Origin of the sequence: Microbacterium sp., assembly GCF_049661145.1 — a bacterium.
Lineage (GTDB): Bacteria > Actinomycetota > Actinomycetes > Actinomycetales > Microbacteriaceae > Microbacterium.
On the sequence record NZ_JBASZT010000278.1, the window covers coordinates 1 to 11,700 of the forward strand.

An 11,700-nucleotide genomic window follows, 5' to 3' on the forward strand; every position below is an offset into this window, starting at 1 on the left:
GCGCCGCGGCGTGCCGGGCCTCAGCGTTGCAGAGGTGCTGCCGACGGTGGGCTCGAAAGAGCTCGTGGCCCTGCTGCCGCTGCTGCTTGACCTCGGCCCGGGCGATGTCGTCGTCCACCCGCGCGCGGCGTACCCGACGTACGAAGTCGGTGCGAAGCTCGTCGGCGCGACCCCCGTGGCGGCGGACGACCCGGCGCAGTGGCCCGAAGGCACGCGCCTCGTCTGGCTGAACACTCCCGGAAACCCCGACGGGCGTGTCCTGGGCATCGACGAGTTGCGCGCCGCCGTCGAGAGCGCCCGCGCGCTCGGCGCCGTCATCGCGAGCGACGAGTGCTACGCCGAACTCGGCTGGGACGGTCCCTGGGAGAGTGCGCCGGTCCCCAGCATCCTGGATCCACGGGTCGTCGGCGAGGATCGCGGCGGCGTGCTATCGGTGTACTCGCTGAGCAAGCAGTCGAACCTCGCTGGGTATCGTGCGGCATTCCTGGCGGGGGATGCCGAGGTGGTTGCGCGCCTGGTGACGGCGCGCAAACACCTCGGGCTCATGCTGCCCGCCCCTGTGCAGGCGGCGATGACCACAGCGCTCGGCGACGACGAGCACGTCGCGCAGCAGCGCGAGCGATATCGCGCCCGTCGTGCCGTGCTGAGGCCCGCAGTCGAGGCGGCCGGATTCCGCATCGACCGGTCGGAGGGCGGCCTTTATCTGTGGGCGACGCAGGGTCGGGACGCCTGGGAGAGCATGGCAGGTCTTGCCGACCTCGGCATCCTCGCCGGTCCCGGGCACTTCTACGGACCGCACTTCCCACAGCACGTGCGCTTCTCCCTCACCGCCACCGACGAGCGCATCGCCGAAGCAGCGGAGCGTCTGGGCGCTTCGTAGGGTTCCTCTTACGCGACCGGCGATCGTTTGCGGTGGATCGGAGTAGGCTCGCGCGGCCAGTAGGCTGTAGGGGATCCCGAGCGAGCGGATCCCCTATGGCCGCAAGGAGGCTTCGTGAGCGACACGGGAAACTCCCAGAATGCCACGGTCACCGTCGGTGACAGAACCGCAGAGCTGCCGGTCCTGACCGGCACCGAGGGCGTCCCGAGCGTCGACTTCTCGACCTTCACGAGACAGACCGGGTACACGACCCTGGACTACGGCTTCGTCAACACGTCGGCCGTGAAGTCCGCGATCACCTACATCGACGGCGACAAGGGCATCCTCCGCTACCGGGGATATCCGATCGAGCAGCTTGCGAAGAACAGCACGTATCTCGAAGTGGCATGGTTGCTGCTCTATGGAGAGTTGCCGACGGCGGACGAGCTGGCCGAGTGGGACGACAAGATCCGTCACCACACCCTGCTGCACGAGGACCTCAAACGCATCTTCTCCTCACTGCCATACACGGCGCACCCGATGTCGGTGCTGTCGGCCGCGACCGCCGCACTGTCCACGTATTACGAGGGTCAGACCGACCCCGGCAATCCCGAGCACGTCGAGATCAACACGATCCGGATGCTCGCGAAGCTCCCCGTCGTGGCCGCCTATGCGCACAAGAAGAGCATCGGGCAGGCCTTCCTCTACCCCGACAACTCGCTGAGCTTCGTCGACAACTACCTCAAGCTCAACTTCGGTGTCGTCGCCGAGCCCTACGAGGTCAACCCGGTGATGTCGCGGGCGCTGGAGCGGCTGCTCATCCTGCACGAGGACCACGAGCAGAACGCCTCGACCTCGACGGTGCGCCTCGTAGGCTCGACCGGTGCCAACCAGTTCTCGTCGATCTCGGCGGGGATCAACGCCCTCTACGGCCCGCTGCACGGCGGCGCGAACGAGGCGGTCCTCGACATGCTCAAGCGGATCCAGGATTCCGGCGAGAGCGTGCAGCGCTTCGTCGAGCGCGTGAAGAACAAAGAAGAGGGCGTGAAGCTCATGGGCTTCGGGCACCGCGTGTACAAGAACTACGACCCGCGCGCGAAGCTCGTCAAGGAATCAGCCGACGAAATCCTCAAGGAGCTCGGCGTCCACGACCCGCTGCTCGACCTCGCCCAGGAGCTGGAGCAGGTCGCGCTGGAGGACGACTACTTCAAGGAGCGCCGGCTCTACCCGAACGTCGACTTCTACACCGGCGTCATCTACAAGGCGATGGGCTTTCCCACGCGCATGTTCACGGTGCTCTTCGCGATCGGCCGCCTCCCCGGCTGGCTCGCCCACTGGCGCGAGATGCAGTACGACCCGCAGACCAAGATCGGCCGCCCGCAGCAGCTGTACGTCGGCGCGCCGAAGCGCGACTACCCCGGCGTCGGCTGAACCCCCGCGCGCCGTTCGCGCGGGCGGTTCACGTCATGACGCACGAGTTGCTGACGGGTCCGCGCGGACGCCGCCTGTGCCTGGAACTTGCCGCGGATGCGGCGCCCGACCTCAGGCGGATGCTGTTCGACCTGGGGTACGACGCCGCCGCCTCGGGCGCGGCGATCGCGCGACTCGTGTTTCGCGCGGACGGTGAGGACCAGGCGACGGATGCCGAAGACCCGCCCGCCACGCGGGAGGCTCTCGCCGACGGCATCCGCGCGCTGGAGCCTCTCGCCCCGGACGCGGCGGCGATCGACGCGGCACTGCGGCGGTCGGTCGACGCGGCGATGTACTGGCAGCCGCCCGACGGCACCGATCTGGTGGCTGCGGAGCCCGCCGTGGTGGTCGTTTCCGTGGGGCGCTCCCCACACGACGGGCACCCTGCCGTCGGGGCTTCCCGTCGGCATCCCGTACGTCGAGGACGGCCTCGGGTGGACGGATGCCGTCGCGATCGGTGTCGGCGGAGCGGGCGTGACCTACGAGGTCCGCAACGCGGACGACTGGGCCGAACTCTGCCGCCGCTACCCCTTCGAGGTGACCGCGAGTCGTGGGCACGACTGGTATCGGGTGACCGGCCGCGCCGGTCGGTGGCTGCTGCCCGACTGGGGCCGTGTCGCGCAGGAGTGGGATGCCGTACACCTCACGGCCTGGGCGTACCTCACCGCCGCAACGCGCGAGATCCGCGTCGACGACGAGTACGCGAGCGTCATCGGCGGCTGGGCTCCCGACGAGACGTACTGGCTGACCGGCCGTGTCCGCGAGACGGGGGAGCGGCGCGTGCGCTGGAGCGCCCGCGATCCCGAGGGGCCGTGGCGGCGGGCAGATTGACCCGGCGGGCGAGCCCGGCTCTTCCGTGCCGCCGCCGTGCCGTGCGGGCGAGGCAGGTCTGGTTCGTGTCGCGAGACTTTCGCACAAGCCGGGCGGGTGCCGCACGGCCCGGCATCCTTCGCTATCGTCGAGCCGTGTCCATTCTCGTCGCGCACCCTCTTCCCCCGCAGTTGACCGACCGTGAACTGATCGCCGCGCGACAGGGCGACTGAGCGGAGCATCGCATGTGGATTCAGAACATCGACCCGTTCGGCTCGCTCTGGCTGTCGGCGTTGGTCGCCGCCGTGCCGATCATCGTCTTCCTGCTGTGCCTGGTCGCCTTCCGCCTGAGCGGCATCGTCTCGGCGCTGATCGCCCTGGCGACGCAGATCGTCGTCGCGATGTGGCCGTTCGGCATGCCGGGCACGGCGGCGGCCGGGGCCGGGCTGCTCGGCCTGCTGACGGCGATCTGGCCGATCGCGTTCATCATCGTCATGGCCGTGTGGCTGTACCGCCTGACGGTGGCCAGCGGCCGATTCGACGTGATCCAGGCATCCATCGGCGGGGTCTCGCCCGACCAGCGGATCCAGGTGCTGCTGATCAGCTTCGCCTTCGGCGCGTTCCTCGAGGGCGCGGCGGGGTTCGGCGTACCGATCGCGATCTGCGCCGCCCTGCTCGTGCAGCTCGGGTTCCGCCCGGTCAAGGCGGCCATGCTCTCGCTCGTGGCCAACGCCGGGGCGGGCGCCTACGGCGCGATCGGCATCCCGGTGATCGTCGGCGCGCAGGTCAGCGGCATGGATGTGATCGAGCTGTCTCGCGCGATGGTGCTGATCCTGCAGCCGCTGACGCTGCTGGTGCCGGTCCTGCTGGTGGTGATCCTCGACGGCTGGCGGGGGCTGCGCGAGGCATGGCCGATGGTGCTCATCGTGACGGTCGTCTTCAGCGCCATCCAGGCCGCCGTCCTGTGGTTCCTCGGGCCGGAGCTCGCCGACCTCGGTGCGGGACTGGGGACAATGGTGGCGATCCTGGTGACGGGGCGGGTCTGGCAGCCGCGCCGGATCTTCCGTGAGGACGGGGGAGCGGCGCCCGCACCAGTACACCACACGATCCGTGAGATCGGTGCCGCGTGGAGCCCGTTCTATATCCTCACCGGGTTCATCCTGGTGTGGAGCCTGCCGCCGTTCAAAGCGCTCTTCGCCGAGGGGGGTGTGCTCTCGGGCACGGTGGCGACGGTGGCGATTCCGGGCCTCACGGGTGAGGTCACCACCGCGAGCGGGCAGGTGGTGACGACGGCGTGGACCTTCGCGCCGATCAGCGCGACGGGAACGGCCATCCTGCTGGCGGTGCTCGTATCGTTCTTCACGACGCCCGCGCTGCGCGCGGCCCAGCTGTGGGGCGAGCTGCGCGCCACCGTCACCAGCCTGTGGCGCGCGCTCGTGCTGATTGCGCTCATCCTCGTCTTGGCGAACATCGCCAACTACGCGGGGGCGTCGACCGCGATGGGGTATGCGCTGGCGGCAGCGGGACCCCTGTTCCCGCTGGTCGCACCGATCATCGGGTGGATCGGGGTGTTCCTCACCGGATCGGTGGTCAACAACAACACGCTGTTCGCGCCGCTGCAGGTCGCGACGGCCGAGCGGATCGCTATCGATCCGGCGCTGCTGGTGGCCGCCAACACGGCCGGCGGGACGACCGGCAAGGTCATCTCCCCGCAGTCGATCGCGATCGCCGCGGGCGCCGTCGGGCTGTCGGGCCGCGAAGGCGAGATCATGAAGGCATCCGTGCTCTACAGCCTCGGCATGCTCGCCTTCGTCTGTCTGTGGAGCTTCGCGCTGTCGCTGCTGTGACCGACGCGACCGGGCGTCAGGCCCCGGCGTCGACCGCGTTGTCGCCGCCGACCTCGCCGGCATCCTTCGCCGACTTCTGTGCGACGAGGGCGGTGGCGTAGTCGGGCACGTAGTTCTGCAGTTCGCGCGGCGGACGCTCGTAGCCCTTCGAGGCGGGGCGGTGGGGAATGTCGATCGGGTCGCGCTCGACCTGGCTGTAGGGGATCTGCGACAGCAGGTGGTGGATCATGTTGATCCGGCCGCGTCGCTTGTCCTCGTTGTCGACCTCGAACCAGCGTGCTTCGGGGATGTCGGTGTGCACGAACATGGTGTCCTTCGCGCGGGAGTAGTCCTCCCACTTCGTGATGGACAGCACGTCGTTGGGTGAGAGCTTCCACCGCCGCATGGGGTCGTCGTTGCGGGAGCGGAAGCGCTTCTCCTGCTCGACGTCCGACACGCTGAACCAGTACTTCAGGAGCAGGATGCCCTCTTCCACCAGCATCCGCTCGAAGATGGGCGCCTGGTGCAGGAATCGGTGGTATTCCGCGTTCGTGCAGTAGCCCATGACGTGTTCGACGCCGGCACGGTTGTACCAGGAGCGGTCCATCAGGACGATCTCGCCGGATGCCGGCAGGTGGGACACGTAGCGCTGGAAGTACCACTGCGACTTCTCGCGCTCCGTCGGGGTCGGCAGGGCGACGACGTGCGTGACGCGCGGATTGAGGTACTGCGATACGCGGCTGATCGTCGAGCCCTTGCCGGCCGCGTCGCGCCCCTCGAAGATGACCACCACGCGGGCGCCGGTGGACTGCACCCACGCCTGCATGTCGACCAGCTGTGCCTGCAGGCGCTTCAGCTCACGTTCGTACAGTTTCTTCGGCATCCGCTCGCTCATGAAACCGAGCATAGGGCCGGTCGGTGCACGATCGCTGTCGCGGATGCCGAAGTTCAAGCGTGCAGCACCCCAGAAGTTCAGGCGTGCAGCGCCTCATTCAACGTCACGCCGACGCCGGTGCGGCGAACGGCCTCGACGGCGCCGGAGAGCGAGTTGCGGCGGAGCAGCAGGTCGTCCTGGCCCGAGATGTCCCGGGCCTTGACGACCGGCCGGGAACCGTTGGCGCGCACGGGCGCGTCGGCCAGCACGATCTTCGTGCCGGCCGTGACGTACAGACCCGCTTCGACGATGCAGTCGTCGCCGAGCGAGATGCCGATGCCGGAGTTCGCCCCCAGCAGCGTCCGCTCGCCGATCGACACGCGGTGCGTCCCCCCGCCGGAGAGTGTGCCCATGATCGACGCACCGCCGCCGATGTCGGAGCCGTCACCGACGACGACGCCCTGCGAGATGCGGCCCTCGACCATCGAGGCGCCGAGCGTCCCCGCGTTGTAGTTCACGAAGCCCTCGTGCATCACGGTCGTGCCGGGGGAGAGGTGTGCTCCCAAGCGCACGCGCGACGCGTCGGCGATGCGAACGCCGGTCGGCGTGACGTAGTCGGTCAGCCGCGGGAACTTGTCGATCGCCTGGAGTTGGATGCCGGCTCGTTGCAGCGCCGGACGCAGTCGCGCGGCGGCCTCGGGATGCACGGGCCCCGCCGTCGTCCAGGCGACATTCGGCAGGTGGGCGAAGATGCCGTCGAGATTCACGTCGTTCGGCGCGACCAGCAGGTGCGACAGCGCGTGCAGGCGGAGGTAGGCGTCGCTCGTCGAGGTGGGAGGAGTATTGAGGTCGATCTCCACGACGACGACTTCGATGGTGACCTCGCGGCGCTCATCCGCTCCCGCGAAGGGCGCGAGCGCGGCGGTGTCGACGGATGCCGGGGCCGGCCCCGCCTGCGGGGCGGGATACCACGTGTCGAGTGCCGTGCCGTCGTCGGCCCTCGTCGCCAGGCCGGCTCCCCAGATCCATCGTTCGTTGCTCATCGTTCCAGGCTATCGGGAGCGGCAGCCTCGGGCGCCTCGTGACGAGCGTGCCGAGGAGCGACACGCTAGGCGCTGAGGACATAGCGGTGGGTTCTGCCGGGGCGTGGGGTTCGGGCGGGGTCGATCCAGGGTGGCGGGATGAACCAGACGTTTGCGGTGATGCCGGTGCCTTCGACGCGGATGTCCCAGCCGTCGTTGTGGATGCGATGGTGGCATCCGGTGCAGAGCAGACACCCGTTGTCGAGATCGGTGGGACCGGCGTCACGGTTCCACCATCGGATGTGGTGGCCGTGGGTCCAGGCGGGCGGTGCGCCGCACATGGCGCACCCGCCGTCGCGTTCGGCGAGAGCGAGTTTCTGAGCCGGCGTATAGAGGCGGGTGCGTCCCCAGTCGAGGATGTCGCTGTCGCCGCCGAGGACGCAGGGGATGACCTGGGTATCCGCGGCCAGTCGCCGCACGGCAGCGGCGGGCAGCGGAGTGTCGAGCCCATCGACGCTCGCAGCGCCGACCCCGGTTTCGAGCTCTTCGAGGCTCATCCTGATCAGAGCGACCGGGGGGAACGGGACCCGTGACGTTTGGCGAGGGAGTCTTTCCCCAGCTCGGTGCGCGACTGTCGCGCGATCTCGGCTGCGACGGGAGCGAACGCCGCATAGACCCGTCGCTTCAGGACCCCGAACGCCTCGTTCACCGCCATCAGCTCACCCGGGGCCAGCGCCTCCGGCGCGCGGTCGCCGCAGATCGCGGTCAGCGCCTCGAACGCTTCCGCGATCCCCGTGAGCAAGGTGACTCCCATACCCCTCACGGTAGAACAAACCTCCGACATTGAGACCGCCGTCTACATCTTCGGATTCGTCGGGGTCTTGCTTCCCTCTGAGCTTTCGCAGCGGCTTTTCAGGGGCGCTGCCGCGCCGTGGGGCGAGGAAACCTGCCTCGGGAAGGCGAGACTTTCGAGTTGGCTTTCGACTCGGCCCTGCCGGGCCCTGCTCACCGAACGGGTGGGGACGCGGGAGGACCCGTGGATAGACTCGACGGCATGCCCGCGCTGGACCTCGCCGCCTCGTCCGTCGACCTCACGCGCGCGATCTGCGACATCCCCAGCGTGTCGGGCGGTGAGACTCCGCTCGCCGACGCGATCCACGAGGCGATCTCCGGACTCCCTCACCTGGACGTCTACCGCGATGGCGACACGATCGTCGCGCGCACCCAGCAGGGACGCGCGCAGCGCGTCGCGATCGCCGGGCACATCGACACGGTGCCGATCAACGCCAACCTGCCCATTCGCGACGTCACGATCGACGGCGAGGCCCACCTGTGGGGCCGCGGCACCGTCGACATGAAAGGCGGCGTCGCGGTGCAGCTCAAGCTCGCCGCTGAGCTCGTCGCTCCCCGCACTGACATCACGTGGCTCTGGTACGACCACGAAGAGGTGGCCGCCGAGCTCAACGGCCTCACGCGCCTCGCACGAACCCGGCCAGATCTGTTTGCGGCCGACTTCGCGATCCTGGGCGAGCCCTCGAACGGACAGGTCGAGGGTGGCTGCAACGGAAACCTGCGCGTGATCGCACGCACACACGGCGTCCGTGCGCACAGCGCCCGCGCGTGGATGGGTGAGAACGCCATCCACGCCGCCGCCCCGATCCTCGCTCGCCTCGCCTCGTACCGTCCGCGCGAGGTCGCCGTCGAGGGTCTCGTCTACCGCGAAGGGCTCAACGCGGTCCGCATCGCCGGCGGCGTTGCAGGAAACGTCATCCCGGACCGGTGCGAGGTCGAGGTCAACTATCGCTTCGCTCCCAGTCGGACCGTCGACGACGCCGAGCAGCACGTCCGCACCGTCCTGGAGGGCTTCGATGTCGACGTCGTGGACCGTGCTGTCGGCGCTCGCCCAGGACTCGATGCGCCGCTCGCCCAGGAGTTCCTCGCCGCCGTCGGCGCCGAGCCGCGTCCCAAGTACGGCTGGACCGATGTCGCACGCTTCTCGGCGATGGGTGTTCCCGCCGTCAACTACGGACCCGGCGACCCCAGTCTTGCGCACCATGACGAGGAGCGCGTCCCCTACGCGCAGATCGAAGACGTCGAGCGGAGTCTGCGGGCGTGGCTGACAGCGCGCTGACCGCCACCACGCCGCGGGCGTCGGTGCGCGGGCTTCTCGCACAGCATCCTGCGCTGGCCGTCGCCGGGATCTATGCCGCCGCGCGCATCGTCACGACGGTCTTCCTGGTGATCGCGGCGGAGCTGTCGGGGCCCTCATCGCGTTTCGGCGCCGACGCGACGATCGCATCGTTGTCGATGGGGTGGGACGCGCAGTGGTACCGGCTCGTCGGCACGGCCGGCTATCCGAGCCAGCTGCCGGTCGACGTCTCCGGGAACGTCGTCAACAACGCGTGGGCGTTCATGCCGCTGTATCCCGCGCTGTCGCGAGCCCTGTCGGTGGTGTTCTTCGGCCAGTACCCGCTCGCCGCTGTGACCCTGGCGATCGTCGCCGGCTATCTCGCCTGCCTCGTCATGTATCACCTGCTCCATGAGCGACTCGGCGCCGGTACCGCCCTGTGGGCGGTCGCGCTGCTGGCGGCCTGCCCTCTCGGCGCGCTCTTTCAGATGGGCTACGCCGAGAGCCTGTTCCTCCTCTGGCTGTTCCTCGCGCTGTGGGCGCTCGTCCTGCGCCGATTGGTGTGGCTGTATCTGCTCATTCCGCTGATGGGATACACGCGTCCCGGGGTCTTGGCGTTCGCCCTGCTGCTCGGGCTCTACGGCATCTTCCGCTGGATCCGGCGCCGCAGGGACCCCCTGCCGGTCACGCACGCCGTGCACATCGTGGTGCTGGGCCTGCTCGCCGTCCTGGTCGGATTCTCCTGGCAGGTCATCGCGGGCGTCGCCACCGGCGACCCATCGGCCTATCTGGACACCGAGCTGTCGTGGCGTCGCGGTTGGATCGGCGACGACGGCGGTTTCGTGCCGCTGCACGGATTCGTCGTTGGCACCGGGCTGTGGTTCCGGCTCTGGGGCCTGCCGGCAGTTCTCGGCTATGCCGCGCTCGGCGCCGCGGTCGTCGCTTTCGCGGCGCTCCTGCTGTTCGAGCCGCACGTCAAGCGGCTCGGGACCGAACTGCGCCTCTGGTCGGCGAGCTATGCCGTGTATCTGCTGCTCGTGTTCTTTCCGCAGTCGAGCATCTTCCGACTGCTGCTCCCCCTCGCTCCGCTCTACGGCGCGATGGCGGCACCGCGTCATCCGGCATGGCGGGGCGGGATGCTGGTGCTGGGGCTCATCGGCCAATGGTGGTGGATTCGCGAGATGCTGGCGCTCGGCAACACCTACACGCAGATCCCGTGAACGTGGCTGCGTGCGACGCGCATGGCGGCCAGAGTCTCGGCATACCGATAAACTTGACGGGTAGTCCGATGACGAAAGGGAACCGCAATGGCAGCCATGAAGCCGCGAACCGGAGACGGACCTATGGAAGCGGTGAAGGAGGGGCGACTGATCATCGTGCGCGTTCCCCTCGAGGGCGGCGGGCGTCTCGTCGTCTCGGTCAACGACGAAGAGGCCAAAGAACTCCACGGTGTGCTTGGCGAGGTCGTCGGCGCCGCCTGATCTCGACCCCGTCGAATGGCCGGTCTTCGGACCGGCCATTCGACGTCTGCGGCCGACGGTCAGCGGGCGTCGGGCGTCACCGTCGTCAACTGCAGCAGCCCTTCGCCGACGATCGAGAGAGCGGCGAGCACGGCGGGCGAGGCCTGGGTCTCCTGGATGAGGGTGCGGTATGCCGTCGTCGCCGCGTCGCGGCGCACCGGATCGGCGACGGCGCCTCCGGCGAGCACCCGCGGGATCAGCACCGTGCCGCCGGCGCGAACCAGCCGCAGGCCGTAGTCGATGTAGTCGAGGACGCCGTCTTCGTCGGCATCCACGAGCACGATGTCGTATGAGGCCTCGTTCATGCGGGGGAGGACCTCGCCGGCACGGCCGGTGATGAACCGGGCACGCGCCGGTGGGATCCTCGCATCGGCGAACGCCGCGCGGGCGGCGGCCAGGTGCTCCGGCTCCTTGTCGATCGTCGTGAGGGTCGCGCGGGGTGAGCCGTGCAGCAGCCACAGGCCGGAGACCCCGGCGCCGGTGCCGATCTCGACGATGTTCAGTGCCGCCGTCGCAGCGGTGATGACGGCGATCTGCGCCCCGACGGCGGCGCTGACAGGCTCGGCACCGAGCTCGAGCGCGTGCGCTCGGGCACGTTCGATGGGGTCGGGCTCGACGGTCACCTCGTCGACATACCTGCGGGTCCCGTCGTGATCGGCCATGTGCATCCTCCACCGTCAGCGTACGGTGCACGGCGCGCGAGGCACCGCAGGCGCACGGGTAACCTGGAGGCATGTTCTTCGGCCTCGACTGGGACAAGCTCATCTTGATCCTCGTCGTGGGCGCGTTGCTGGTCGGACCGGAACGACTGCCCCGCTATGCGGAGGCGCTCGCCAGGTTCACGGTGCGCGCGCGGGAGTGGATGCGTGGCGCCAGGACGCGGGTCAAAGAGGAACTCGGCGACGACTTCGACGATGTCGAGTGGCGCAAACTCGATCCGAGACAGTACGACCCGCGACGCATCGTGCGCGACGCTCTGCTCGATGACGCCCCCGTGCGCACGGTGCAGGCCGCCGCCGTCGGGACCGCTATCGCTGCGACGGCGTCGACGCCCCTGCCAGCGCCCTTCGATCCCGATCGAGAGGTGCCTTTCGACGCCGAGGCCACCTGAGTCCCCCCGGGGCGGAGGCGATCAGCGGGGGCGGAACGGGAGCGGCCGGTGGGCGAGGCCGCGTGGGGTCGCAGCGAGCG

General features: G+C 69.2%; 13 protein-coding genes. 8 read left to right on the plus strand and 5 right to left on the minus strand.

The window, feature by feature from the left end; translation table 11 throughout:
• The 4 genes from dapC to WBP48_RS11655 all read left to right on the plus strand — a co-directional run.
• Positions 1–880, plus strand: an 880-nt coding sequence (dapC, locus tag WBP48_RS11640; protein WP_424440590.1) for a succinyldiaminopimelate transaminase, incomplete at its 5' end; no start/stop codon positions are given.
• Positions 881–994: 114 nt separating this feature from the next.
• On the plus strand, positions 995–2,290 hold the full coding sequence (locus WBP48_RS11645; RefSeq protein WP_424440592.1) for a citrate synthase: 1,296 nt from the start codon (positions 995–997) through the stop codon (positions 2,288–2,290).
• A gap of 210 nt (positions 2,291–2,500) precedes the next feature.
• The gene (locus tag WBP48_RS11650; protein WP_424440594.1) at positions 2,501–3,160 is read left to right on the plus strand and encodes a hypothetical protein; all 660 of its coding nucleotides are present in this window, start codon (positions 2,501–2,503) and stop codon (positions 3,158–3,160) included.
• Between the two features lie 224 nt (positions 3,161–3,384).
• The gene (locus WBP48_RS11655) at positions 3,385–4,986 is read left to right on the plus strand and encodes an L-lactate permease (protein ID WP_424440596.1); all 1,602 of its coding nucleotides are present in this window, start codon (positions 3,385–3,387) and stop codon (positions 4,984–4,986) included.
• 16 nt (positions 4,987–5,002) lie between these two features.
• On the opposite strand, the gene ppk2 is transcribed toward WBP48_RS11655, so the two are convergent.
• The 4 genes from ppk2 to WBP48_RS11675 all read right to left on the minus strand — a co-directional run bounded on the left by ppk2 (position 5,003) and on the right by WBP48_RS11675 (position 7,675).
• On the minus strand, positions 5,003–5,848 hold the full coding sequence (ppk2, locus tag WBP48_RS11660; protein WP_424440612.1) for a polyphosphate kinase 2: 846 nt from the start codon (positions 5,846–5,848) through the stop codon (positions 5,003–5,005).
• Positions 5,849–5,937: 89 nt separating this feature from the next.
• Positions 5,938–6,882: a 2,3,4,5-tetrahydropyridine-2,6-dicarboxylate N-succinyltransferase gene (dapD, locus tag WBP48_RS11665; protein ID WP_424440598.1), complete on the minus strand. Its 945-nt coding sequence runs from the start codon at positions 6,880–6,882 to the stop codon at positions 5,938–5,940.
• A gap of 65 nt (positions 6,883–6,947) precedes the next feature.
• The gene (locus tag WBP48_RS11670; RefSeq protein WP_424440600.1) at positions 6,948–7,418 is read right to left on the minus strand and encodes an HNH endonuclease; all 471 of its coding nucleotides are present in this window, start codon (positions 7,416–7,418) and stop codon (positions 6,948–6,950) included.
• 5 nt (positions 7,419–7,423) lie between these two features.
• Complete coding sequence (locus WBP48_RS11675) at positions 7,424–7,675, minus strand: hypothetical protein (RefSeq protein ID WP_424440602.1); 252 nt, start codon at positions 7,673–7,675, stop codon at positions 7,424–7,426.
• Positions 7,676–7,915: 240 nt separating this feature from the next.
• Here WBP48_RS11675 and dapE point away from each other — a divergent pair, with 240 nt between their 5' ends.
• The 3 genes from dapE (at position 7,916) to WBP48_RS11690 (ending at position 10,470) form a co-directional block, all read left to right on the plus strand.
• Complete coding sequence (gene dapE, locus WBP48_RS11680) at positions 7,916–8,992, plus strand: succinyl-diaminopimelate desuccinylase (protein ID WP_424440604.1); 1,077 nt, start codon at positions 7,916–7,918, stop codon at positions 8,990–8,992.
• On the plus strand, positions 8,974–10,209 hold the full coding sequence (locus tag WBP48_RS11685) for a hypothetical protein (protein WP_424440606.1): 1,236 nt from the start codon (positions 8,974–8,976) through the stop codon (positions 10,207–10,209). The genes dapE and WBP48_RS11685 overlap by 19 nt, the downstream gene beginning before the upstream one ends.
• 87 nt (positions 10,210–10,296) lie before the next feature.
• On the plus strand, positions 10,297–10,470 hold the full coding sequence (locus WBP48_RS11690) for a DUF3117 domain-containing protein (protein ID WP_076690416.1): 174 nt from the start codon (positions 10,297–10,299) through the stop codon (positions 10,468–10,470).
• Between the two features lie 59 nt (positions 10,471–10,529).
• On the opposite strand, the gene WBP48_RS11695 is transcribed toward WBP48_RS11690, so the two are convergent.
• A complete protein-coding gene (locus WBP48_RS11695) occupies positions 10,530–11,171 on the minus strand; it encodes an O-methyltransferase (protein ID WP_424440608.1) in 642 nt (213 codons plus the stop codon).
• Positions 11,172–11,242: 71 nt separating this feature from the next.
• Here WBP48_RS11695 and WBP48_RS11700 point away from each other — a divergent pair, with 71 nt between their 5' ends.
• Complete coding sequence (locus WBP48_RS11700; RefSeq protein ID WP_424440610.1) at positions 11,243–11,620, plus strand: Sec-independent protein translocase TatB; 378 nt, start codon at positions 11,243–11,245, stop codon at positions 11,618–11,620.
• The last annotated feature ends 80 nt before the right edge of the window (positions 11,621–11,700 follow it).